This window comes from Enterobacter sp. Lyrl_3, from assembly GCF_051948675.1.
Classification (GTDB): domain Bacteria; phylum Pseudomonadota; class Gammaproteobacteria; order Enterobacterales; family Enterobacteriaceae; genus Enterobacter; species Enterobacter cloacae.
This window is the reverse complement of record NZ_JAYJLI010000001.1, coordinates 53,800-77,232: the sequence shown is the minus strand read 5'-3', so window position 1 is coordinate 77,232 and position 23,433 is coordinate 53,800. Positions and strand designations below refer to the sequence as shown.

Sequence of the window (23,433 nt, the reverse complement as noted above, 5' to 3'; positions counted from 1 at the left end):
CAGACGGTGGAAGGATCAGGCTTTACGCGTTGCGGCTTTCATCGCCGTAACAAATGCTTTGAGTTCAGCCAGCATCTGCTCGGGTTTGTCCACGTTCTTCTCAATGATTTTGACGATAGCAGAGCCGGAGATCGCGCCTGCCGCTTTTGCGTCAATTGCCGCCGTAACCTGATCCGGGGATGAAATGCCGAATCCCTGCAGCGGAGGTGCTGCGTGGTATTCAGCCAGTTTTTCTACCAGATGATGCAGCGGCAGCGCGGCTTTGTTTTCAGCACCCGTCACGCCCGCGCGGGAGAGCAGGTAGGTGTAACCACGGCCGTAAGAGGCAATCTGGCGCAGCAGTTCGTCATCGGCGTTTGGCGGGCAGATGAAAATCGGCGCCACGTTATGACGCATAGCCGCCTGGCGGAACGGTGCAGATTCTTCAACCGGGACGTCGGCCACCAGCACGGAGTCTACGCCGACCCGCGCGCACTCGGCATAAAATTCGTCGATTCCGCGGTTAAAGACCAGGTTGGCATACATCAGCAGGCCAATCGGAATGGTCGGGTGCTTCTGACGGATCGCGGCCAGCATCTCAAAACACTGCGTTGGGGTGACGCCCGCGGCAAAGGCACGCAGAGTGGCGTTCTGAATGGTCGGGCCATCCGCCAGCGGGTCAGAGAACGGGATCCCCAACTCCAGCGCATCGGCACCGGCTTCAATCAGAGTGTCGATAATTTTTAGCGACTGCTCCGGGCCCGGATCGCCCAGCGTGACGAAGGGAACGAACGCGCCTTCCTGGCGGGATTTCAGTTGTGCAAATGCGTTATCGTAGCGTTCCATCAGATTTCCCCTCGTGCTTTCAGAATATCGTGAACGGTGAAGATATCTTTATCACCGCGACCGGAAAGGTTAACGACCAGCAGTTGCTCTTTTTCCGGGTTTTCTTTCATCATTTTCAGCGCATGCGCCAGAGCATGCGAGGACTCCAGTGCCGGGATGATCCCTTCGCTGCGGCACAGCGTCTTAAACGCTTCCAGCGCTTCGTCATCGGTGATGGAGACGTAGTCCGCGCGTCCGGTGCTGTTCAGGAATGCATGCTGTGGCCCGACGGACGGGAAATCCAGACCGGCAGAGATGGAGTACGACTCTTCAATCTGACCTTCATCGGTCTGCATCATTGGCGCTTTCATGCCGAAGTAGATCCCCACGCGGCCATGTTTCAGCGGTGCGCCGTGCTCACCGGTTTCAATCCCGTGACCCGCTGGCTCCACCCCGATCAGGCCAACACGGGTTTCGTCGATAAAATCAGCGAACATCCCGATGGCGTTTGATCCCCCGCCCACGCAGGCAATCACCGCGTCCGGCAGACGGCCTTCTTTTTCAAGGATCTGCGCTTTGGTCTCTTCGCCAATCATGCGCTGGAATTCACGCACGATAGTCGGGAACGGGTGCGGGCCAGCGGCTGTGCCGAGCATGTAGTGCGCGGTTTCATAGCTACCAGACCAGTCGCGCAGCGCTTCGTTACAGGCATCTTTCAGCGTGGCTGAACCACTGTGAACCGGGATCACTTCTGCGCCCATCAGACGCATACGGAATACGTTCGGAGACTGACGCTCAACGTCTTTCGCCCCCATATAGATACGGCATTTCAGGCCAAGCAGGGCGCTTGCCAGTGCTGATGCCACGCCGTGCTGACCCGCGCCGGTTTCGGCGATGATCTCGGTTTTGCCCATCCGTTTTGCCAGCAGCGCCTGTCCTAACACCTGGTTGGTTTTATGCGCGCCGCCGTGCAGCAGGTCTTCACGCTTGAGGTACAGCGTGGTTTTGGTGCCGGCAGTCAGGTTACGGCATTTGGTCAGCGCAGTTGGACGGCCCGCGTAGTTTTTCAGCAGGTCGGTAAATTCAGCCTGAAACGCTGGATCTTTCTGTGCGCTCACAAACGCTTCTTCCAGCTGGCGCAGTGCGGGCATCAGGATCTGCGGAACGTACATCCCACCGAACTCACCAAAATACGGGTTTAGTAATGTCGTCATTTTTTCTTCCTTAATATGCACGCAGAGTTTTAAATACCGAGGCCAGCTTACTGGCATCTTTGATGCCCGGTTGCGACTCTACGCCTGAATTGAAATCGAGGCCCGCGCAGCCGGTTTTGGCTGCTTCCACACAGTTATCCGGGCTAAGTCCACCCGCCAGCAGGACATTGTCCAGCGCTTCGCCGTTCAGCAGTGACCAGTCAAAACGCTGGCCTGTACCGCCCTGGCCGTTATCGAGCACGTATTTATCAACATGATTCAGGTTACGTGCTGGCAGGGTGCTGCCCACGCTCTGCGCTTTCCAGATCTGAACCTGAGGAGCCAGCCCGGCACGCAGGGCATCGATGTATGCCTGATCTTCATCACCGTGCAGTTGTACTGCACTAAGGGATAAAGCCTCGGCTTTTGCCGTAACGTCCGCAATATCAGCGTTACGGAAGACGCCCACATAGCTGAGTGGGGCTGCCGCTATCACCTTGCGTGCCTGTTCATCGCTCACCGCACGCGGTGAGGAGCCCACAAAGATCAACCCGCCGTAAATAGCCCCCGCCTCATAGGCGGCCTGGGCATCCTGTTCGCGGGTTAAGCCGCACACTTTGTTTTCACCCAACAGCACCCGACGCACTGCGGCATTGAGATCGTCATGTGCCATCATCGCGGAGCCAATCAGGAAACCGTTGGCGAAGTGGCTCAACTCACGCACCTGGGCGTAGCTGTTGATCCCGGATTCACTGATAACGGTCATGCCAGAGCCCAGACGCGGTGCCAGCTGACGCGTACGATTCAGGTCGATTGACAGATCGCGCAGATCGCGGTTGTTAATCCCGACCACTTTCGCCTGCAGTGCAATGGCACGCTCCAGCTCTTCTTCGTTGCTCACCTCGGTCAGCACGCCCATGTTGAGGCTGTGCGCCACCGCAGCCAGCTGGCGATACTGCTCGTCGTCGAGTACCGAGAGCATCAGCAGGCAGGCGTCAGCCTGGTAAAAACGCGCCAGCCAGATCTGATACGGGTCGATAATAAAGTCTTTGCACAGAATCGGTTGCGGCGCGATGCTGCTGACAACAGGCAGAAAATCGAAGCTGCCCTGGAAATATTTCTCATCCGTCAGCACGGAGATCGCCGACGCATGATGCTTATAAATGCCGGCAATACGCGCCGGATCGAAATCCTCACGGATAACGCCTTTCGACGGGGAGGCTTTTTTGCACTCAAGAATAAATGCGGTGCGCGCGCCCTGCAGGGCATCATAGAAACGACGGCTGCTTGGGACGACGTCGTTCTGAAAACTGGCAAGCGGCTGCTGCGCTTTGCGGGCTTCCACCCAGATGGCCTTATCGGCAACGATTTTCGCTAAAACGGTCTGCATTCTTTACCCTCTTGCCGCAAGTGCGGTAACGCGATCGTAAGCTGCACCAGAGCGCAGTACGTCCAGAACTTTTTGTGCGTTGGCTTTGAGATCCTCTTCGCCGTGCAATCGCATCAGCATGGCGACGTTGGCTGCCACGGCTGCCTCATGGGCGACCTCTCCCTTACCTTGTAATAAGCGCGTGAGAATGTCACGGTTTTCTTCCGGCGTGCCGCCTGCCAGCGCCTCCTGATGATACGGCGTTAAACCAAAGTCGGCGGCTTCCAGCTGGTAGCTCAGGATTTCGCCATTGCGCAGTTCCGCGACGAGAGTTGGCGCGTGAAGGGACACTTCATCCATTCCCCCGCTGTGAACTACTGCCGCGCGCTGATAACCGAGCACGCGCAGGGTTTCGGCAATTGGCAGAACCAGTTCCGGGCTGTAAACACCAATCAGCGCCAGCGGCGGGTGCGCCGGGTTGATCAGCGGCCCCAGTACGTTAAACAGCGTGCGTGTTTTGAGCTGCTGACGAACCGGCATCGCATGGCGGAAACCGGTGTGATACTTCGGCGCAAACAGGAAGCAGACGCCCAGATCGTCCAGCGCTTCACGGGAGCGTTCGGCGTTCATATCCAGGTTAATGCCGAAGGCAGCCAGCAAATCGGACGAGCCCGAGCGGCTGGAGACGCTGCGGTTACCGTGTTTCGCCACTTTCAGGCCACACGCCGCGGCCACGAAGGCACTGGCGGTGGAGATATTGATGCTATTGCTGCCATCACCCCCGGTGCCGACGATATCCGCAAACTGATAATCCGGGCGCGGGAAGGGGGCGGCATTTTCCAGCAGGGCCGTGGCGGCACCGGCGATTTCTTGCGGGCTTTCGCCGCGCACTTTCATGCTTACCAGTGCGGCCGCCAGCTGTTCAGGTTTCAGCTCACCGCGAACCACGGCAGAGAAGAGCTGGTGGCTCTCCTGCTGGCTCAGGGTCTGCGCCTGATACAGCTTTTCCAGAATCGGTTGCAGCGTGTTGGTCTGCTCCAGTTTCTGCAACGCCCAGTCCAGCGTCTGCTCCAGCAGTCGCGCGCCATGGGTCGTGAGAATCGACTCCGGATGGAACTGCATGCCGCAGACGCGATCCGCATCGTGACGCACGGCCATTACCATCCCTTCAAACGACGCGTTAATGGTCAGCCCGGCCGGGATGTTGCTGCCCACCAGGGAGTGATAGCGCGCAACCGGCAGAGGATTTGGCAGGCCGGCAAACATCGCCTGGCCGTCATGTTCAATGCTGGAGGCCTTGCCATGCAGGATCTCACCTGCCTGACCCACGTAGCCGCCATAGGCTTCCACAATCGCCTGGTGACCCAGACAGATACCGATAATCGGCAGTTTACCGCGCATACGGGTCAGCAGCTCCGGCATACAGCCCGCTTCACTGGGGGCACCTGGACCAGGAGAGAGCATCAGCACCGGGTTTTGCATGGTTGCCAGACGGTCTATCAGCGTCTGTGCCGGAACATGGTTACGATAGATAACGACGTTGTGACCATTCGCACGCAGCTGATCTGCCAGGTTATAGGTAAAAGAGTCGATGTTATCGAGCAGCAGAATGTCAGCCATCAGAAAATCTCCTGTGCGTGATGTGCGGTAGCAATGGCGCGCAATACCGCGCGGGCTTTACTGCGGGTTTCGTCAGCTTCAGACTGCGGAACAGAATCCAGAACAATCCCTGCGCCTGCCTGCACGGTAGCGATACCGTCCTCAACGTAGGCGGAGCGGATCACAATGCAGGTATCCAGATCGCCATGGGCAGTGAAGTAGCCCACTGCACCACCGTAACTGCCGCGACGGCGCCCTTCAGCCGCCGCGATCAGCTGCATGGCGCGAACTTTCGGCGCGCCGCTCAGCGTGCCCATGTTCATACAGGCGCGGTAGGCGTGAAGCACGTCGAGGTCGCTGCGCAGTTCGCCCACCACGCGGGATACCAGATGCATAACAAACGAGTAGCGGTCGACCTTGGTTAAGTCCGCCACGTAGCGGCTGCCAGGGGTACAAATGCGCGCCAGGTCGTTACGGGCCAGATCAACCAGCATCAGATGCTCGGAGAGCTCTTTATGGTCGGTACGCATTTCCAGCTCAATGCGGCTGTCGAGATCGCGATCCAGCGAGCCATCGGCTCGACGGCCGCGTGGACGGGTTCCGGCAATCGGGTAGATCTCAATCTGGCGGCTGGTGGCGTCATATTTCAGTGAACTTTCAGGGGATGCGCCAAACAGGGTGAAATCATTGTCCTGCATAAAGAACATGTACGGGCTTGGGTTGCTCTTTTTCAGCACGTCATAGGCCGCGAGCGGCGACGGGCAGGGCAGAGAGAAACGACGGGAAGGAACAACCTGGAAAATTTCTCCGGCGCGAATCGCTTTTTGCATCTGGCGAACCACGGCACCGTACTGATCGTCGCTCTGATTAACCTCACAGGTCATTTTCTCGACACGATGTACAGGCAGCGCAGGCGGCGCTTCGGTCATTTGTTGCTGCAACTGCTCAATACGCTGTTCAAGGCGTTTTTTCTCTGTCGCGGATGGCGTGAAGAGGCTTGCCTGAATACGGGTGTTTTTTTTCTGGTGGTCGATCACCAGTAAGGTTTCGGCCAGGTAGAAGCAGTAGTCGGGGCAGCGGTTACCCTGTTCAATGTCCGGTAAATCTTCGAACCCGGCCACCAGGTCGTAAGCAAACAGCCCGCCAAAGAACATTGCTTCGCGTTCATCTTCCGGCACGGTGACCAGATTTTGCAGCAGACGGAAGGCATCAAAAACGGAAAGAGAGCACAGGCGCGCGTCTTCGTCCAGCAGTTGGCTCACCGGCGGGAAGTGCAGAACGCGCATTTCAGGATGGTGTTCATTTTCAATACCAGCAGGCAGGCTCGCATCCAGTAACGGCAGCAGAGCCGCACCGTTATCCGATAACGCTTTGATAGTGACAGTGTCACCTAGCGCCGTAATGCGCAGCGCGCTGTCCACCAACAGCAGGCTCTTGAGATCGTCTTTGCTGTCAATATCGGCGGATTCCAGTAACAACGTGGCTGGACGCGCACCGCAGACCTGATGAAACAGCGCGGTTGGGTTGTGGCGATAGGCCGCCTCGCTGGTCAGCAATTCGAGGTGTGGTTTGGCTGTTTGCATTATGTTGTTCTCATTTATTCTGTTCAAAAAAAAGCCCGCTGATGAGCGGGCGGGTATCTGTTTGCTGTACGCAGACGTGTGACACTGCCCGGAAATCAGGAAGTGCGCCACCAACCGTGCAGAGTGAAATGTGCAGTCATTTTCAGATACCTTTCTCGTGTGAACTTGCGTACTAGTTAACTAGTTCAATGGCGTGTTGTCAACCCTTGATTTCAGAATTTCGTGGCAAGTCGGTATCATGGGCTTTTAAGATGTCTCTAACTTGTGACGGGAAGTGCTTTGAGCGATACCACCTACGCCGTAATTTATGATTTACACAGCCATACCCAGGCCTCCGATGGTCTGCTGACGCCCGAAGCGTTGGTGCATCGTGCCGTTGAAATGCGGGTTGGCACGCTGGCCATAACCGATCACGATACAACCGATGCCATTCCAGCCGCGCGCGCCGAGATTGCCCGCAGTGGTCTGGCACTCAAACTGGTTCCTGGCGTCGAGATATCGACCGTCTGGGAGAATCACGAAATCCATATTGTTGGCCTGAACATTGATATAGACCATCCGGTAATGTGTGCGTTTTTGCAAGAACAAAAAACGCGCCGCAACCAGCGCGCAGAAATGATCGCTGAACGTCTGGAAAAGGCGCATATTCCGGGCGCACTGGAGGGGGCACAAAGGCTGGCAAACGGGGGCGCGGTAACGCGCGGTCATTTTGCCCGTTTTCTGGTTGAGGCCGGCAAGGCCACAACGATAGCGGATGTCTTTAAACGCTATCTGGCTCGCGGGAAAACCGGATATGTTCCGCCACAGTGGTGTACAATAAAACAAGCTATTGATGTGATTCATCATTCTGGCGGTAAGGCCGTGCTGGCCCATCCGGGGCGGTATAATCTTTCTGCTAAATGGCTGAAAAGACTGCTGGCGCATTTTGCCGAATGCGGTGGCGAGGCGATGGAAGTCGCCCAGTGTCAGCAGGCGCCCAACGAGCGTTCGCAGCTTGCGACCTACGCCCGCCAGTTTGGTTTGCTGGCGTCACAAGGCTCAGATTTTCATCAGCCCTGTGCGTGGATAGAACTGGGACGCAAGCTTTGGTTACCCGCAGGCGTTGAGCCTGTCTGGCAGCTCTGGGAACAGCCACAGCAACTTGAAGAGAGGGAAGTATGAGTCAGTTTTTCTATATTCATCCGGATAATCCGCAGCCGCGCCTGATCAATCAGGCCGTGGAGATCGTGCGTAAAGGGGGCGTTATCGTCTACCCGACCGATTCGGGTTATGCGCTGGGCTGTAAGATTGAAGATAAAGCGGCGATGGAGCGTATTTGCCGTATTCGCCAGTTGCCGGACGGTCACAACTTTACCCTGATGTGCCGGGATCTCTCTGAGCTATCGACCTATGCTTATGTCGATAACGTGGCATTTCGTCTGATTAAAAATAACACGCCGGGCAACTACACCTTCATCCTGAAAGGGACGAAAGAGGTTCCGCGCCGTCTGTTACAGGAAAAGCGCAAAACCATCGGGATGCGCGTGCCGTCTAACCCGATTGCCCAGGCCTTGCTGGAAACGCTGGGTGAGCCGATGCTCTCAACCTCGCTGATGCTGCCCGGCAGTGAATTCACAGAGTCCGATCCTGAAGAGATCAAAGACCGTCTGGAAAAGGTGGTTGAGCTGATTATTCATGGCGGTTACCTCGGTCAGCAGCCGACCACGGTTGTCGATTTAACGGAAGATGCACCGGAAGTGATTCGCGAAGGCGTGGGTGATGTTAAGCCTTTCTTGTAAAGGTGTAAGCAGCTATACTACGCGGCCATCAAATCAGGGCATAGCCCTGGTTTGACCTGATTCGACGCCTGTGAAGGCGACACCTGAGGAAGCTCAATGAGCGAGAAGTTACAGAAAGTGCTGGCGCGTGCCGGCCACGGCTCACGCCGTGAAATCGAAGCCATTATTGAAGCCGGACGCGTGAGTGTGGACGGTAAAATCGCCACGCTCGGTGACCGCGTAGAAATCGTGCCGGGGCTTAAAATCCGTATCGACGGTCATCTTATCTCGGTTAAAGAATCTGCTGAGCAGATCTGCCGCGTGCTGGCGTACTACAAGCCGGAAGGTGAACTGTGTACGCGCAACGACCCGGAAGGTCGCCCGACGGTATTTGACCGTCTGCCTAAACTGCGTGGCGCACGCTGGATTGCCGTGGGGCGTCTGGATGTGAACACCTGCGGTCTTCTGCTGTTCACAACGGATGGTGAGCTGGCAAACCGTCTGATGCACCCAAGTCGTGAAGTGGAACGCGAATACGCCGTACGCGTGTTCGGCCAGGTTGATGAGAACAAACTGCGCGATCTGTCGCGTGGCGTTCAGCTGGAAGACGGTCCTGCAGCGTTCAAAACCATCAAATTTACCGGTGGTGAAGGGATCAACCAGTGGTACAACGTTACCCTGACCGAAGGCCGTAACCGTGAGGTTCGTCGTCTGTGGGAAGCGGTGGGCGTGCAGGTTAGCCGTCTGATCCGTGTCCGTTACGGCGATATTCTGCTGCCAAAAGGTCTGCCACGTGGTGGCTATACCGAACTGGACCTGACGCAGACCAACTACCTGCGTGAACTGGTGGGCCTGGCGCCAGAAACCACTTCCAAAGTGGCGGTGGAGAAAGATCGTCGTCGCATGAAGGCGAACCAGATCCGTCGTGCGGTGAAACGCCACAGCCAGGTGAACAATAATCGCCGCGCTGGCAGCCGTAATAACAACGGTTAAAAACAAAAGCCCGGTTAATTTCACCGGGCTTTTTTATCAATAATCAATGCCGATTTGCGCTTTGATACCGGCATCAAAAGCATGTTTAACCGGACGCAATTCGCTGACGGTATCCGCTAATTCCAGAATATCCCGATGACAGCCGCGGCCTGTGACGATCACCGTCTGATGCGCCGGGCGATTCCTGAGTGCCTCCAGTACGGCGTCCAGTGGCAGATAGTCGTAGGCGACCATGTAGGTGATCTCATCCAGTAACACCATGTTCAGGGCCGGATCCGCCAGCATTCGTTTTGCATGCTCCCAGACCGCGAGGCAGGCCGCGGTGTCGGTTTCCCGGTTTTGGGTATCCCACGTAAAGCCTGTCGCCATCACCTGGAATTCAACCCCATGCGGCTCAAGTAAGTTACGTTCACCGTTGGGCCATTCCCCTTTAATAAACTGAATGACACCCACTTTCTGCCCGTGACCAACGGCGCGCGTGGCAGTACCAAAGGCAGCGGTGGTTTTGCCTTTGCCGTTGCCGGTAAACACGATGATGATCCCGCGTTCATCCTGCGCAGCGGCGACACGGGCATCAACCTGTTCTTTCAGGCGCTGCTGACGTTGCTGGTGACGTTCTTCACTCATTGCGAAATCCCGGGTTTACGGCCTGGCTGGGCATCAAAAGTCATCCCTGTTTTACGGCGGCTGTCATCGCCCATCAGCCAGAGATAGAGCGGCATAATATCTGCCGGGGTTTTAAGCTTCTGCGGATCTTCCGTCGGGAAGGCGCTGGCGCGCATTTTGGTACGCGTTCCGCCTGGGTTAATGCAGTTCACGCGCAGATGACGGCTCTGATACTCCTCCGCCAGCACCTGCATCATCCCTTCGGTCGCGAATTTTGAGACCGCATACGCCCCCCAGTTTGCGCGGCCTTCGCGCCCTACGCTGGAGGAGGTGAATACCAGCGAACCGGAATCAGATTTGAGTAATAAAGGAAGCAGTGCCTGGGTCAGGAAAAAGGTGCCGTTGATATTGACCTGCATGACCTGCTGCCAGATCTCAGGATCCTGTTCATCCATCGGGCGAACCTCCCCAAGCAAGCCGGCATTGTGCAGTACGCCATCCAGCCGTGGGTAGTGGGTGCTGATGCGGTGGGCAAGCTCCTGGCACGTTTCAGGGGTACAGGTGAGCAGATCCAGCGTGTACCAGCGGGCAGGAATGCCACCGGCGGCGTCAATCTCCTGAGCCACTCCTTTGAGTTTTTCTTCGTTACGGCCAATGAGAATTACGCTCGCGCCATAGTCAGCGTAGGTCAGTGCCGCTTCGCGGCCAATGCCATCGCTGGCACCAGTGACCAGAATGATGCGGTTCTGCAGCAGATTTTTTTGCGGTTGATAATGCACGGTGACTCCTCGGCGCACAGTGATGCAAAGACGCCTTATTGTGTGACTTTTCGGCTTTATGCCCGAATTAGCATGAGAATTCAATCAGTCTACAGGACGCATCGCTGTAAAATTAACAATTTGCAAATATTTAAACCAGAATCGGGGGATTCCTGAAGACGGCTCGCAGAGGTAATGTCACGAGCGAGACGCATGGGCAGGGCTGTTGTACACTGCCGTGAAAGATTCGTGGTTAAATCAAGGTGGAACGCGTGGAATTACTTTCTCAATATGGGTTGTTTTTGGCAAAGATCGCGACGGTGGTGATTGCCATTGCGGTAGTGGCCGTTCTGATTGTTAACCTGACGCAGCGCAAACGTCAGCGTGGTGAGTTACGCATTACCCGCCTGAGCGAGCAGTATAAAGAGATGCAGGAAGAGATGTCGCTGGCCCTGCTTGACAGCCATCAACAGAAACTGTGGCACAAAGCGCAGAAGAAAAAGCATAAGCAGGACGCCAAAGCGGCAAAAGCCAAAGCGAAGCTTAACGCGCCGGAGGAAACGTCAACCCCGCGTGTCTATGTGCTCGATTTTAAAGGCAGTATGGATGCCCATGAAGTCTCTTCCCTGCGTGAAGAAGTCACCGCCGTGCTTGCCGTGGCTAAACCGCAGGATCAGGTGGTTGTCCGTCTTGAGAGTCCGGGTGGGGTCGTTCATGGTTATGGGCTGGCGGCTTCGCAGCTACAGCGTCTGCGTGAAAAACAGATCCCGCTGACGGTTGCGGTGGATAAAGTCGCGGCGAGCGGTGGCTATATGATGGCCTGCGTGGCGGATAAAATTGTTGCGGCGCCGTTTTCTATTATTGGCTCCATCGGGGTGGTTGCGCAAATCCCGAACTTTAACCGCTTCCTGAAAAGCAAAGAGATCGACATTGAATTGCATACGGCGGGTCAGTACAAACGTACCCTGACGCTGCTGGGGGAGAACACGGAAGAAGGACGTCAGAAATTCCGTGAAGATCTCAATGAAACCCATCACCTCTTTAAAGACTTTGTGCACCGTATGCGCCCGGCGCTTGATATTGACCAGGTGGCAACAGGGGAGCACTGGTACGGTACGCAGGCGCAGGAAAAAGGGCTGGTGGATGAAGTGGGCACCAGTGACGACCTGCTGTTGAATCTGATGGAAGGGCGCGAACTGGTTGGCGTGCGCTTTACCCAGCGTAAGCGACTGCTTGACCGCTTTACGAACAGCGCGGCCGAAAGCGCGGATCGCCTGCTGCTCCGCTGGTTGCAACGCGGACAAAAACCGCTGCTGTAAACAAAAACGCGAGGCCAGTGCCTCGCGTTTTGCGTTAATCGACCAGGTGATATTTCTCTGAAAGCGTGTGCGCCAGGTATTTAAACATATTGAATACGGCGGTGCTTTTCGGGGTGGGTAACCCTTGTTCGTCAAGGAAGTATTCGCCGCTGAATACCAGCACGCCGTTACGTTGTTCCACGCCGGTCGCTTCAATGCCCGCCAGGGTGTCTTCATGGTCACGAATCAGCTTATTTGCTTCGATAAGCAGAGAGGCTCGATCAATGGGTTGGGTTGTATTCTGCATAATCCACTCCTTAAACAGTGACAATAGTCTACGCCGGGGGCGCTTTGGGGGCAAATTTTCCCTGTAATGTGAGGGGGTAAGGTGCCGTGACCTGGCTGGCAGGATTTGCTTTTGCATGCTAATAAAGTTGCGTAACGAATTTTATCAGGTAGAGTGTGCGCTTTCGTCATTCTGGCAACAGAATTGCTTGACATTCGACCGGGAATTCGTCACGAATTACATCCGATGTGAGAAAAATACCCGATAACTCAATCACCTGGGCGTTAACGCTTTAACGTTCAGTAAGACAAAGGGGTTGATATCCCCTGACGCAGTCGCAATATCAATGGCTCGTCGTCAGTGGAAGGGAAATCAACATGCGGCGTATTCCTGGAAGAATTAAATTAGGTAAAGGTGAATATGGGTAAAGCTCTCGTCATCGTTGAGTCCCCGGCAAAAGCCAAAACGATCAATAAGTATCTGGGTAATGACTACGTGGTTAAGTCCAGCGTCGGTCACATCCGCGATTTGCCGACCAGTGGCTCAGCCAGCAAAAAGAGCGCAGACTCTACCTCCACCAAAGGGGCTAAAAAGCCTAAAAAGGATGAACGTAGCGCGCTTGTCAACCGTATGGGTGTTAACCCATGGCATAACTGGGATGCACACTATGAAGTGCTGCCCGGCAAAGAAAAAGTCGTTAACGAGCTGAAGCAGCTTGCTGAAAAAGCAGACCACATTTATCTCGCAACCGACCTTGACCGCGAAGGGGAAGCCATTGCCTGGCACCTGCGGGAAGTGATCGGGGGTGACGACAAACGCTACAGCCGTGTAGTGTTTAACGAAATTACGAAGAATGCGATTCGCCAGGCGTTTGAGAAGCCGGGTGAACTGAACATCGACCGCGTAAACGCGCAGCAGGCACGCCGTTTTATGGACCGTGTCGTGGGTTACATGGTCTCTCCACTGCTGTGGAAAAAGATTGCCCGCGGTCTGTCCGCAGGGCGTGTGCAGTCCGTTGCTGTGCGTCTGGTTGTTGAACGCGAGCGTGAGATCAAAGCCTTCGTCCCGGAAGAGTTCTGGGAAGTGGATGCCAATGTCACCACGCCGGGTGGAGATGCGCTGCCGCTGCAGGTGAGTCATCAGAATGACAAACCGTTCCGTCCTGAAAACCGTGAGCAGACCATGGCTGCCGTGGCGCTGCTGGAAAAAGCGCGCTACCAGGTTCTGGAGCGTGAAGATAAACCGACCAGCAGCAAACCTGGCGCACCGTTTATTACGTCTACGCTGCAACAGGCTGCGAGCACGCGCCTGGGTTATGGCGTGAAGAAAACCATGATGATGGCCCAGCGTCTGTATGAAGCGGGTTATATCACCTATATGCGTACTGACTCGACAAACCTGAGCCAGGATGCCGTCAACATGGTGCGCGGCTACATCAGTGACAACTTCGGTAAGAAATACCTGCCAGCGAGTGAAAACCAGTACGCCAGCAAGGAGAACTCACAGGAAGCGCACGAAGCCATTCGTCCTTCTGACGTCTCCGTGTTAGCCGAATCGCTGAAAGATATGGAAGCCGATGCCCAGAAGCTGTATCAGCTTATCTGGCGTCAGTTCGTGGCGTGTCAGATGACACCAGCACAGTATGACTCCACCACGCTGACCGTTGGTGCGGGTGATTTCCGCCTGAAAGCGCGTGGCCGTATCCTGCGCTTCGATGGCTGGACTAAAGTGATGCCTGCGCTACGTAAGGGTGATGAAGACAGAACCCTGCCTGCGGTAAACAAAGGGGATGAGCTCTCTCTGGTTGATCTCGTGCCTGCCCAGCACTTCACCAAGCCGCCAGCGCGTTTCAGCGAAGCGTCTCTGGTTAAAGAGCTTGAAAAACGCGGTATTGGCCGTCCGTCCACCTATGCGTCGATTATTTCGACCATTCAGGACCGCGGTTACGTTCGTGTTGAAAACCGTCGTTTCTATGCGGAAAAAATGGGTGAGATCGTCACTGACCGCCTGGAAGCCAACTTCCGCGAACTGATGAACTACGACTTCACCGCGCAAATGGAAGACAGCCTCGATCAGGTTGCCAGCCATCAGGCCGAGTGGAAAAAGGTTCTCGACAGCTTCTTCAGCGACTTTACCAACCAGCTTGAAAAAGCGGAAAAAGATCCTGAAGAGGGCGGCATGCTGCCGAATCAGATGGTCCTGACCAGCATCGACTGCCCAACCTGCGGTCGTAAAATGGGGATCCGTACTGCCACTACCGGCGTTTTCCTCGGCTGTTCTGGCTACGCGCTGCCGCCGAAAGAACGCTGCAAAACCACCATTAACCTGGTACCTGAGAACGAAGTGCTCAACGTGCTGGAAGGTGATGATGCGGAAACCAACGCCCTGCGTGCAAAACGTCGCTGTAAGAAATGCGGCACCGCGATGGACAGCTACCTCATCGATCCAAAACGTAAATTGCACGTCTGCGGTAATAACCCGACCTGCGATGGATATGAGATCGAAGAGGGTGAGTTCCGCATTAAAGGTTACGACGGTCCTATCGTTGAGTGTGAGAAGTGTGGTTCTGAGATGCACCTGAAAATGGGGCGCTTCGGCAAGTACATGGCGTGCACCAACGACGAGTGTAAGAACACGCGTAAAATCCTGCGTAACGGTGAAGTCGCGCCGCCGAAGGAAGATCCGGTTCCGCTGCCAGAGTTGCCGTGCGAGAAGTCCGACGCTTACTTCGTGCTGCGTGATGGTGCTGCCGGCGTGTTCCTTGCGGCAAACACCTTCCCTAAATCGCGCGAAACCCGCGCGCCACTGGTGGAAGAGTTGTACCGTTTCCGCGACCGCCTGCCTGAGAAACTGCGCTATCTGGCCGATGCGCCACAGCAGGATCCGGAAGGCAATAAAACCGTTGTGCGTTTTAGCCGTAAAACGAAGCAGCAGTATGTTGCGGCGGAGAAAGACGGCAAGGCAACCGGCTGGTCAGCATTCTTTGTGGATGGCAAATGGGTGGAAGGCAAGAAATAATCTTTCCTTACCGTAACTTACCTGTGAAAGGGCCGGACTTCCGGCCCTTTTTTATTACCTTGTTATTATTTTTTGTTCCGTACTATACAGTCAGGCTATAAATGATATAGTGGTTATAGTTAACCCTTTTCTTATTATCAAATCGTCTTAAGCGATTGACCGCATGCGCTAAATCGGATGGTCTGGCATGAAATTACAGCAGCTTCGTTATATTGTTGAGGTGGTAAACCACAACCTTAACGTCTCTTCTACCGCTGAGGGGCTATATACCTCTCAGCCGGGTATCAGCAAGCAGGTCCGCATGCTGGAAGATGAGTTAGGTATTCAGATTTTTGCTCGTAGCGGTAAACACCTCACCCAGGTGACGCCAGCAGGGCAGGAGATTATCCGCATCGCGCGGGAGGTTCTCTCTAAAGTCGACGCAATTAAATCGGTGGCGGGTGAGCATACCTGGCCGGATAAAGGGTCGCTGTATATTGCCACCACCCATACCCAGGCACGCTATGCGCTGCCGGGCGTTATTAAGGGCTTTATTGAGCGCTATCCACGCGTCTCTCTCCATATGCATCAGGGCTCGCCGACGCAAATCGCTGAGGCGGTTTCGAAGGGTAATGCGGACTTTGCTATCGCAACCGAAGCGCTGCATCTGTATGACGATCTGGTTATGCTGCCGTGCTATCACTGGAACCGTTCTATTGTCGTCACGCCCGATCACCCGTTAGCCGGTAAAGGGTCGGTCACTATTGAAGAGCTGGCGCAATACCCCTTAGTGACGTATACCTTCGGCTTTACCGGGCGCTCCGAGCTTGATACTGCATTCAATCGTGCAGGATTAACGCCGCGTATCGTCTTCACCGCAACCGATGCTGACGTAATTAAGACCTACGTGCGGCTTGGACTGGGGGTAGGGGTGATTGCCAGCATGGCGGTTGATCCCGTATCTGACCCTGACCTCGTGCGTCTTGATGCGCATGATATTTTCAGCCATAGCACCACTAAGATTGGTTTCCGTCGCAGTACCTTCCTGCGTAGCTATATGTATGATTTTATTCAGCGCTTTGCCCCACATTTAACGCGCGACGTGGTCGATACGGCCGTGGCATTACGTTCAAATGAAGATATCGAAGAGATGTTTAAAGACATCAAACTTCCGGCAAAATAATCACTCCCGGTATCTTTCCGCCCAGGAAAGATACCGAAATAACCTCTCAAAGCTAAATTAGAATTATCATCATCTGCACTTAACTGCCGTATAATGTCATTAACCATTTATTTAGTGTGGTTATAATGTCGTGAATTGGCGACAAAAGTAGAACTAATTTTTGGCTTCGCAAATATTTCCTTTCAAATATTTATTTCTGGTCAAAAGAATGAATATTTCCCATCAATAGATACGTAAATACACTGGCTTTTCGGCTAAAGTTTCTTTAGGATTTATCTCAACAGATGATTAATTGTACCAATTGTTTGGTCTCTAAATGATAAGCGATATCGATTGTATGAGGTTAGCAATGCCTTCAGGAAGTGAAGAACCGCAAAGGGATCCTGCGCTCAAGCGTAAAGCCTGGCTGGCGGTCTTTCTCGTCTCCGCCTTGTTTTGGGTGGTGGTTGCTTTCCTGGCCTGGAACTATTGGGGTTGAATATGGCAGTGACGGTACGTACAGAAACAGTTAAACAGATGTGTCAGCTTCGTGACAGGGGCCACAAAGTGCGCAAAGCACCTGCCACTGCCGTACCCGCGTCCTGGAAACTGACGCCGCAACAGCAAGCGTTTATTGATGTGTTCGCAGAAGACGAACCCAAAAAACAATAATTTACTTAATTGCGTAATGATGCAAATAGTCTGAATAAAGGCTCAATGCATTTGTACTCTTTAATAAATACACATCAGCAATATTGAACTGAGGGCAGACCTCGGAACCTTTAATAAATAATGCCTGGTGTCCCTATGATGAATAACATGATGTCTATGAAATACTGGTCATGGCTCGGCGTTTTTTCCGCGTCGATTCTGTTCTGGTCACAGCTTATCTGGCTGGCCCTCCACTAAATCGTAAAACCTCGCTACGGCGGGGTTTTTTGTTTTCTCCCCCGCACTGGAACATTCCTGGATTTATCATTTCGGGTTGTTATCAAAACGTTACGACATCTTTGTGTTATCTTTAATTACAGCCCTGATGATTGTCAGGACATCTCTGTAATTAAGGAGGAGCTTATGTCGGTAACCCTACGCGAAGCCAGTAAGGACACATTACAGGCAGAAAATAAAACCTGGCACTACTACAGCCTGCCGCTGGCAGCCAGGACGCTTGGGGACATTTCGCGTTTACCCAAGTCCTTGAAAGTTTTACTGGAAAACCTCTTACGCTGGCAGGATGGTGATTCCGTCACCCTTGAAGATATCCAGGCACTGGCAGGGTGGCTTAAGCATGCCCATGCTGACAGAGAAATTGCCTATCGACCGGCAAGGGTCCTGATGCAGGACTTTACCGGGGTCCCTGCTGTGGTTGACCTTGCGGCAATGCGCGAAGCGGTGAAGCGCCTTGGCGGCGATACCGCTAAAGTAAATCCGCTCTCTCCCGTTGATCTCGTTATCGACCACTCTGTCACCGTGGACCACTTTGGTGACGACGATGCCTTTGGCGAAAACGTACGTCTGGAAATGGAGCGTAACCACGAACGTTACGTCTTTCTGAAGTGGGGGCAGCAGGCCTTTAGCCGCTTTAGCGTCGTTCCGCCCGGTACGGGTATCTGCCACCAGGTGAATCTTGAATACCTGGGCAAAGCGGTCTGGAGTGAATTGCAGGATAAAGAGTGGGTGGCCTATCCGGATACTCTGGTGGGCACCGATTCGCACACCACCATGATTAACGGCCTGGGCGTTCTGGGCTGGGGCGTTGGCGGAATCGAAGCAGAAGCGGCCATGCTTGGCCAGCCGGTATCGATGCTGATCCCTGATGTGGTGGGCTTTAAGCTTACCGGCAAACTGTCGGAAGGCATTACCGCCACCGACCTGGTACTTACCGTCACGCAGATGCTGCGTAAGCATGGTGTGGTGGGTAAATTTGTCGAATTCTACGGTGACGGGCTGGATTCATTACCGCTTGCCGACCGTGCCACCATCGCCAACATGGCGCCGGAGTATGGCGCAACCTGCGGCTTTTTCCCCATCGATACTGTCACGCTGGAATATATGCGCCTGAGTGGCCACAGCGAAGAGCAGGTGGCGCTGGTTGAAGCGTATACCAAAGCGCAGGGGATGTGGCGTAACCCGGGCGATGAACCGGTATTTACCAGCACACTTGAACTGGATATGGGGACCGTCGAGGCGAGCCTGGCGGGGCCAAAACGTCCGCAGGATCGGGTGGCGTTGAGTGACGTACCGAAAGCCTTTGCCGCCAGTAATGAACTGGAGGTTAACACGGCGAAAAAAGACCACCGCCCAATCGACTATGTCCTGAACGGACATCAGTATCAGCTTCCGGATGGTGCGGTTGTCATTGCAGCCATAACCTCCTGTACAAATACGTCGAACCCCAGCGTGCTGATGGCGGCCGGTCTGCTGGCGAAGAAAGCGGTAGAGCTGGGGCTTAAGCCACAGCCGTGGGTAAAAGCCTCTCTGGCACCGGGCTCCAAAGTGGTTTCAGATTACCTTGCACAGGCCAGATTAACGCCGTATCTGGATGAGCTGGGCTTTAACCTGGTGGGGTACGGTTGCACCACCTGTATCGGGAACTCGGGTCCGTTACCTGAACCGATTGAGATGGCGATCAAGCAGGGCGATCTCACCGTCGGGGCCGTTCTCTCCGGTAACCGAAACTTTGAAGGCCGTATTCATCCGCTGGTCAAGACCAACTGGCTGGCGTCTCCACCGCTGGTTGTGGCATACGCTCTGGCCGGGAATATGAATATCAACCTGGTCACCGATCCGATTGGCCACGATCGCAAGAATGATCCGGTCTATCTGAAGGATATCTGGCCATCTGCCCGGGAAATTGCATTGGCCGTAGAGAAAGTTTCTACCGAAATGTTCCGCAAAGAGTATGCGGAGGTGTTTGAAGGTACGCCGGAATGGAAGGCCATCGACGTCGTGGGTTCAGATACCTATGACTGGCAGGATGATTCGACCTATATCCGCCTGTCGCCGTTCTTCGATGAGATGCTGGCTGAACCTGCACCGCTTCAGGATATCCACGGCGCGCGCATTCTGGCGATGCTGGGAGACTCCGTCACCACGGACCACATTTCGCCGGCGGGAAGCATCAAAGCCGACAGTCCAGCAGGCCGTTACCTGCAGAGTCGGGGTGTGGAGCGCCGGGATTTCAACTCCTACGGCTCGCGTCGTGGTAACCATGAAGTGATGATGCGCGGCACGTTTGCCAATATCCGTATCCGCAATGAAATGGTGCCGGGCGTGGAAGGGGGCATGACGCGACATTTGCCGGGGAGCGACGTGATCTCAATTTATGACGCCGCCGTCAAATACCAGCAGGAAGGCACGCCGCTGGCGGTTATCGCCGGGAAAGAGTACGGCTCTGGCTCCAGCCGTGACTGGGCGGCGAAAGGCCCGCGTCTGCTTGGGGTTCGGGTGGTGATTGCCGAATCGTTTGAACGTATCCACCGTTCAAACCTGATAGGGATGGGGATCCTGCCACTCGAATTCCCGCAGGGCGTCACCCGTAAAACGCTGGGACTCACCGGGGAAGAGCTGATTGACATCAGCGGCCTGCAAAATCTGCAGCCGGGTAAAACGGTGCCGGTGAAATTAACGCGCGCAGACGGTAAAACAGAGGTGCTCGACTGCCGGTGTCGTATCGATACGGCAACAGAACTCACCTATTACCAGAACGACGGCATTCTACATTACGTGATTCGTAAGATGCTGGACTGATGGAGCCTGCCCGGCACGCGAGGGCGTTGCCGGGCACTTCGCGATCACTCGCTCAGCAGATGCCCCATTTTGGCGGCTTTGGTGTCGAGGTAGTGCGCGTTTTTTGGGTTACGTCCCACAATGAGCGGTACGCGCTCAACGATATTGATCCCCGCTTCGGTCAGAATTTCGACTTTTTTCGGGTTGTTAGTCAGCAGGCGTACTTCATCCACGCCCAGCAGCTTAAACATATCCGCACACAGCGTGAAATCGCGCTCATCGGCAGCGAAGCCGAGCTGGTGGTTTGCTTCTACCGTGTCGTACCCCTGGTCCTGCAGCGCGTAGGCGCGGATTTTATTCAGCAGGCCAATATTGCGCCCTTCCTGGCGGTGATAAAGCAGCACACCGCGACCCTCTTCGGCAATATGAGAGAGCGCTGCCTCCAGCTGGAAACCGCAATCACAGCGCAGGCTGAACAACGCATCGCCGGTCAGACACTCCGAATGAACGCGAGAAAGTACCGGGGTTTGTCCTGAAATGTCGCCGTACACCAGCGCGACGTGATCCTGTCCGGTCGCCAGTTCTTCAAATCCCACCATCAGGAAATCGCCCCATGGGGTTGGCAGTTTGGCTTCTGCCACACGTTTAAGCTGCATGTGATTCTCCAGAGTAGGCTGACACGTCTCGTGTCTTCCGCCTGTTTTTGCTTTCTGTATCCGTTCATTTTGCCACAAGCTCAGCAGGTTCGCCTAATGGCTGCCATGCTATACGAACGTTAAACGCACGATCCGACATATCCACCCGTCGGATGAATTTCAGTTATGATTGTGACGCTTAGCGAAAAAGGAGAAGACATGCTTTCAATCGCCAGACGAACGGCAGCAGGTGCAGCCATATTGTTGATTATGCCATTAGCCGTTTGGGTATCAGGCTGGATGTGGCAGCCCGGGCACAATACCCTGTGGCTGAAAACGTTATACTGGATAACAGAGACGGTCACCCAGCCATGGGGCATCATTACTCATGTAGTGCTTTGCGCCTGGTTTTTGTGGTGCCTGCGCTTTCGTCTCCGCGCAGCGTTGGTGCTCTTTGCTATCCTCGGTGGGGCGATCCTTGTTGGCCAGGGGGTAAAATCCTGGGTGAAAGGCCATGTGCAGGAGCCGCGGCCTTTTGTGGTCTGGCTGGAAAAAACGCATCATGTTCCGGTGAATGAGTTCTACAATTTAAAACGTAAAGATCGCGGTGCGCTGGTAAAAGAACAGCTTGCGGAACAGCAGGATATCCCGACGTTTTTACGTAAACACTGGCAAAAAGAGACCGGCTTTGCGTTTCCATCCGGGCACACCATGTTCGCCGCCAGTTGGGCACTTCTTGCCGTCGGCCTTTTATGGCCGCGGCGTCGGACTGTCACTATCGCCATTTTACTTCTCTGGGCGACGGGGGTGATGGGGAGCCGTCTACTGCTGGGCATGCACTGGCCACGCGATTTAGTGGTGGCGACGCTCATTTCATGGCTGCTTGTTACCCTTGCCACCTGGCTGGCTGAACGACTCTGCGGTCCGTTAACGCCGCCGCCGGAAGAGAAAGAAGAGATCGCCGAAAGGGAGCACAGTGGCGTCTGAAGGTTGATTTTGCGCATTTAGCCCATAAATCCATGACGGGCGCGTCACTTTTTCCGTTTCGCGCCCGTCGCTAAAATGGTAGTTTATAAGGCTGATTGCGGTAAGTTGAACACACTTTATTCGCTTGAACCACATAACGGGAAGTAATGTGAAATATTTACTCATTTTCTTACTGGTATTGGCGATTTTTGTCATTTCAGTCACATTGGGTGCACAAAACGATCAACAGGTGACGTTTAACTATCTGCTGGCGCAGGGCGAGTATCGGGTTTCGAGCCTGCTGGCGGTCTTGTTCGCAGCGGGTTTCGCCATCGGCTGGCTGGTTTGCGGTCTGTTCTGGTTAAAAGTACGTGTTTCGCTTGCGCGCGCTGAACGTAAAATTAAACGCCTCGAACATCAAATTGCGCCTGCGTCCGACATCCCGGAAAGCTCTGGTGTGCCGGTCGTCAAGGAATAATCGAATATGCTGGAGTTGTTGTTTCTGCTTTTGCCTGTAGCCGCTGCCTATGGCTGGTATATGGGCCGCAGAAGTGCGCAACAAACAAAACAGGATGAGGCGAACCGACTCTCCCGCGACTACGTTGCAGGGGTGAACTTCCTCCTGAGCAATCAACAGGATAAAGCGGTCGACCTGTTCCTCGACATGTTAAAAGAGGACACAGGGACCGTTGAAGCACACCTGACCCTGGGCAACCTGTTCCGCTCGCGCGGCGAAGTTGACCGTGCCATTCGTATTCACCAGACCCTCATGGAAAGCGCCTCGTTAACTTACGATCAGCGCCTGCTGGCAGTACAACAGCTGGGCCGCGACTACATGGCGGCAGGGTTGTATGACCGTGCGGAGGACATGTTCTCGCAACTGGTGGATGAAACAGATTTCCGCATAGGTGCGCTGCAGCAGCTGCTGCAGATTTACCAGGCCACCAGCGACTGGCAGAAAGCCATTGATACCGCTGAACGTCTGGTTAAGTTGGGTAAAGACAAACAGCGCGTCGAGATAGCCCATTTTTACTGCGAACTGGCCCTGCAGCAGATGGGGAACGACGACATGGACAAAGCCATGGCGTTGCTGAAAAAAGGGGCCGCCGCAGACCGCAATAGTGCGCGTATTTCCATCATGATGGGGCGCGTGTTTATGGCAAGTGGCGACTATGCCAAAGCCGTTGAAAGCCTGCTGCGCGTCATTGATCAGGACAAAGAGCTGGTCAGTGAAACCCTTGAAATGCTGCAGACCTGTTATCAACAGCTGGGTAAACAGGATGAGTGGGTAGCGTTCCTGCGCCGCTGCGTGGAAGAGAACACCGGAGCCACTGCGGAGCTGATGCTTTCCGATGTGGTTGAGCAGCATGAGGGCAGCGACACGGCGCAGGTTTATATTACGCGTCAGCTGCAGCGTCATCCTACCATGCGGGTTTTCCATAAGCTCATGGATTACCACCTGAACGACGCAGAAGAAGGGCGTGCTAAAGAGAGCCTGATGGTGCTGCGTGACATGGTGGGCGAACAGGTGCGTAGCAAGCCGCGCTACCGCTGTCAGAAGTGTGGTTTTACCGCGTATACGCTGTACTGGCACTGTCCTTCGTGCCGGGCCTGGTCAACCATCAAGCCCATTCGCGGTCTCGATGGGCAGTAATTTTTTTAAAACACCTCACTTTAGTTACAACATACTTATCACTT

Annotated in this window: 22 protein-coding genes and 1 other annotated feature; of the genes, 12 read left to right on the top strand and 10 right to left on the bottom strand. The window is 54.6% G+C overall.

Translation table 11 applies throughout. The features are described from left to right. Positions 1–15: 15 nt before the first annotated feature. The 6 genes from trpA to trpL form a co-directional block, all read right to left on the bottom strand. Entirely contained in the window at positions 16–825 is an 810-nt protein-coding gene (gene trpA, locus VF709_RS00430) for a tryptophan synthase subunit alpha (RefSeq protein ID WP_038419688.1), read from the bottom strand. Continuing rightward, entirely contained in the window at positions 825–2,018 is a 1,194-nt protein-coding gene (gene trpB, locus VF709_RS00425) for a tryptophan synthase subunit beta (protein WP_013096356.1), read from the bottom strand. The genes trpA and trpB overlap by 1 nt, the downstream gene beginning before the upstream one ends. 10 nt (positions 2,019–2,028) lie before the next feature. Further along, positions 2,029–3,387 carry a bifunctional indole-3-glycerol-phosphate synthase TrpC/phosphoribosylanthranilate isomerase TrpF gene (gene trpCF / locus VF709_RS00420; RefSeq protein WP_440230628.1) on the bottom strand — a complete coding sequence of 453 codons (1,359 nt, stop codon included), beginning with the start codon at positions 3,385–3,387 and terminating at the stop codon, positions 2,029–2,031. Positions 3,388–3,390: 3 nt separating this feature from the next. Continuing rightward, the gene (gene trpD, locus VF709_RS00415) at positions 3,391–4,986 is read right to left on the bottom strand and encodes a bifunctional anthranilate synthase glutamate amidotransferase component TrpG/anthranilate phosphoribosyltransferase TrpD (RefSeq protein WP_020690934.1); all 1,596 of its coding nucleotides are present in this window, start codon (positions 4,984–4,986) and stop codon (positions 3,391–3,393) included. Next, the gene (locus tag VF709_RS00410; RefSeq protein ID WP_029883574.1) at positions 4,986–6,548 is read right to left on the bottom strand and encodes an anthranilate synthase component 1; all 1,563 of its coding nucleotides are present in this window, start codon (positions 6,546–6,548) and stop codon (positions 4,986–4,988) included. Before VF709_RS00410 ends, trpD begins: the two co-directional genes overlap by 1 nt. 25 nt (positions 6,549–6,573) lie before the next feature. Further along, positions 6,574–6,667 (bottom strand) — a sequence feature (Trp leader region). Beyond that, positions 6,644–6,688, bottom strand: a complete 45-nt coding sequence (gene trpL, locus VF709_RS00405) for a trp operon leader peptide (RefSeq protein WP_106993556.1) — start codon at positions 6,686–6,688, stop codon at positions 6,644–6,646. (Overlaps the previous feature by 24 nt.) A gap of 139 nt (positions 6,689–6,827) precedes the next feature. Between trpL and rnm the strand changes: the two genes are divergently transcribed. The 3 genes from rnm (at position 6,828) to rluB (ending at position 9,298) form a co-directional block, all read left to right on the top strand. Further along, positions 6,828–7,709, top strand: coding sequence for an RNase RNM (rnm, locus tag VF709_RS00400; protein WP_013096361.1), 882 nt, complete (start codon positions 6,828–6,830; stop codon positions 7,707–7,709). Beyond that, the gene (locus tag VF709_RS00395; RefSeq protein WP_013096362.1) at positions 7,706–8,326 is read left to right on the top strand and encodes an L-threonylcarbamoyladenylate synthase; all 621 of its coding nucleotides are present in this window, start codon (positions 7,706–7,708) and stop codon (positions 8,324–8,326) included. The genes rnm and VF709_RS00395 overlap by 4 nt, the downstream gene beginning before the upstream one ends. Before the next feature lie 96 nt (positions 8,327–8,422). Continuing rightward, positions 8,423–9,298 carry a 23S rRNA pseudouridine(2605) synthase RluB gene (gene rluB / locus VF709_RS00390; RefSeq protein ID WP_013096363.1) on the top strand — a complete coding sequence of 292 codons (876 nt, stop codon included), beginning with the start codon at positions 8,423–8,425 and terminating at the stop codon, positions 9,296–9,298. A 36-nt stretch (positions 9,299–9,334) separates the two neighbouring features. Here rluB and cobO read toward each other — a convergent pair whose 3' ends face one another. Both cobO and VF709_RS00380 read right to left on the bottom strand, forming a co-directional pair. Next, entirely contained in the window at positions 9,335–9,925 is a 591-nt protein-coding gene (gene cobO, locus VF709_RS00385; protein ID WP_013096364.1) for a cob(I)yrinic acid a,c-diamide adenosyltransferase, read from the bottom strand. Continuing rightward, a complete protein-coding gene (locus VF709_RS00380; protein WP_023620279.1) occupies positions 9,922–10,683 on the bottom strand; it encodes a YciK family oxidoreductase in 762 nt (253 codons plus the stop codon). Before VF709_RS00380 ends, cobO begins: the two co-directional genes overlap by 4 nt. Before the next feature lie 251 nt (positions 10,684–10,934). Between VF709_RS00380 and sohB the strand changes: the two genes are divergently transcribed. After that, positions 10,935–11,981 carry a protease SohB gene (sohB, locus tag VF709_RS00375; RefSeq protein WP_038419682.1) on the top strand — a complete coding sequence of 349 codons (1,047 nt, stop codon included), beginning with the start codon at positions 10,935–10,937 and terminating at the stop codon, positions 11,979–11,981. 34 nt (positions 11,982–12,015) lie between these two features. Here the strand turns inward: sohB and VF709_RS00370 are convergent, their stop codons facing one another. Continuing rightward, positions 12,016–12,267, bottom strand: coding sequence for a YciN family protein (locus VF709_RS00370; RefSeq protein WP_003856804.1), 252 nt, complete (start codon positions 12,265–12,267; stop codon positions 12,016–12,018). 399 nt (positions 12,268–12,666) lie between these two features. Here VF709_RS00370 and topA point away from each other — a divergent pair, with 399 nt between their 5' ends. The 5 genes from topA (at position 12,667) to acnA (ending at position 20,155) form a co-directional block, all read left to right on the top strand. Beyond that, complete coding sequence (gene topA, locus VF709_RS00365) at positions 12,667–15,264, top strand: type I DNA topoisomerase (RefSeq protein WP_038419681.1); 2,598 nt, start codon at positions 12,667–12,669, stop codon at positions 15,262–15,264. Between the two features lie 187 nt (positions 15,265–15,451). After that, positions 15,452–16,426: an HTH-type transcriptional regulator CysB gene (cysB, locus tag VF709_RS00360; protein WP_006175683.1), complete on the top strand. Its 975-nt coding sequence runs from the start codon at positions 15,452–15,454 to the stop codon at positions 16,424–16,426. 337 nt (positions 16,427–16,763) lie between these two features. Continuing rightward, entirely contained in the window at positions 16,764–16,904 is a 141-nt protein-coding gene (locus tag VF709_RS00355; RefSeq protein ID WP_213382645.1) for a YmiA family putative membrane protein, read from the top strand. Between the two features lie 311 nt (positions 16,905–17,215). Further along, complete coding sequence (gene ymiC / locus VF709_RS00350) at positions 17,216–17,314, top strand: small membrane protein YmiC (RefSeq protein ID WP_044159376.1); 99 nt, start codon at positions 17,216–17,218, stop codon at positions 17,312–17,314. Between the two features lie 165 nt (positions 17,315–17,479). Further along, positions 17,480–20,155 (top strand): aconitate hydratase AcnA, encoded by a 2,676-nt coding sequence (gene acnA, locus VF709_RS00345; RefSeq protein WP_440230626.1) that lies wholly within the window; start codon positions 17,480–17,482, stop codon positions 20,153–20,155. Between the two features lie 44 nt (positions 20,156–20,199). Here the strand turns inward: acnA and ribA are convergent, their stop codons facing one another. Next, positions 20,200–20,790 carry a GTP cyclohydrolase II gene (gene ribA, locus VF709_RS00340; protein WP_013096372.1) on the bottom strand — a complete coding sequence of 197 codons (591 nt, stop codon included), beginning with the start codon at positions 20,788–20,790 and terminating at the stop codon, positions 20,200–20,202. Between the two features lie 198 nt (positions 20,791–20,988). Between ribA and pgpB the strand changes: the two genes are divergently transcribed. The 3 genes from pgpB to lapB all read left to right on the top strand — a co-directional run bounded on the left by pgpB (position 20,989) and on the right by lapB (position 23,389). Beyond that, positions 20,989–21,756, top strand: a complete 768-nt coding sequence (gene pgpB / locus VF709_RS00335; RefSeq protein WP_038420925.1) for a phosphatidylglycerophosphatase B — start codon at positions 20,989–20,991, stop codon at positions 21,754–21,756. 148 nt (positions 21,757–21,904) lie between these two features. Continuing rightward, positions 21,905–22,213, top strand: a complete 309-nt coding sequence (locus VF709_RS00330) for a LapA family protein (RefSeq protein WP_013096374.1) — start codon at positions 21,905–21,907, stop codon at positions 22,211–22,213. Positions 22,214–22,219: 6 nt separating this feature from the next. Then, positions 22,220–23,389: a lipopolysaccharide assembly protein LapB gene (gene lapB / locus VF709_RS00325; protein WP_013096375.1), complete on the top strand. Its 1,170-nt coding sequence runs from the start codon at positions 22,220–22,222 to the stop codon at positions 23,387–23,389. The last annotated feature ends 44 nt before the right edge of the window (positions 23,390–23,433 follow it).

Bases quoted from the DNA above. Each gene is read 5' to 3' on its own strand.
- acnA (WP_440230626.1), top strand. From the start codon at position 17,480: ATGTCGGTAACCCTACGCGAAGCCAGTAAGGACACATTACAGGCAGAA.
- VF709_RS00395 (WP_013096362.1), top strand. From the start codon at position 7,706: ATGAGTCAGTTTTTCTATATTCATCCGGATAATCCGCAGCCGCGCCTG.
- rluB (WP_013096363.1), top strand. From the start codon at position 8,423: ATGAGCGAGAAGTTACAGAAAGTGCTGGCGCGTGCCGGCCACGGCTCA.
- VF709_RS00410 (WP_029883574.1), bottom strand. From the start codon at position 6,548: ATGCAAACAGCCAAACCACACCTCGAATTGCTGACCAGCGAGGCGGCC.
- topA (WP_038419681.1), top strand. From the start codon at position 12,667: ATGGGTAAAGCTCTCGTCATCGTTGAGTCCCCGGCAAAAGCCAAAACG.
- cobO (WP_013096364.1), bottom strand. From the start codon at position 9,925: ATGAGTGAAGAACGTCACCAGCAACGTCAGCAGCGCCTGAAAGAACAG.
- VF709_RS00370 (WP_003856804.1), bottom strand. From the start codon at position 12,267: ATGCAGAATACAACCCAACCCATTGATCGAGCCTCTCTGCTTATCGAA.
- ymiC (WP_044159376.1), top strand. From the start codon at position 17,216: ATGAATAACATGATGTCTATGAAATACTGGTCATGGCTCGGCGTTTTT.
- pgpB (WP_038420925.1), top strand. From the start codon at position 20,989: ATGCTTTCAATCGCCAGACGAACGGCAGCAGGTGCAGCCATATTGTTG.
- trpCF (WP_440230628.1), bottom strand. From the start codon at position 3,387: ATGCAGACCGTTTTAGCGAAAATCGTTGCCGATAAGGCCATCTGGGTG.
- trpD (WP_020690934.1), bottom strand. From the start codon at position 4,986: ATGGCTGACATTCTGCTGCTCGATAACATCGACTCTTTTACCTATAAC.
- lapB (WP_013096375.1), top strand. From the start codon at position 22,220: ATGCTGGAGTTGTTGTTTCTGCTTTTGCCTGTAGCCGCTGCCTATGGC.
- trpB (WP_013096356.1), bottom strand. From the start codon at position 2,018: ATGACGACATTACTAAACCCGTATTTTGGTGAGTTCGGTGGGATGTAC.
- VF709_RS00355 (WP_213382645.1), top strand. From the start codon at position 16,764: ATGAGGTTAGCAATGCCTTCAGGAAGTGAAGAACCGCAAAGGGATCCT.
- trpA (WP_038419688.1), bottom strand. From the start codon at position 825: ATGGAACGCTACGATAACGCATTTGCACAACTGAAATCCCGCCAGGAA.
- ribA (WP_013096372.1), bottom strand. From the start codon at position 20,790: ATGCAGCTTAAACGTGTGGCAGAAGCCAAACTGCCAACCCCATGGGGC.
- cysB (WP_006175683.1), top strand. From the start codon at position 15,452: ATGAAATTACAGCAGCTTCGTTATATTGTTGAGGTGGTAAACCACAAC.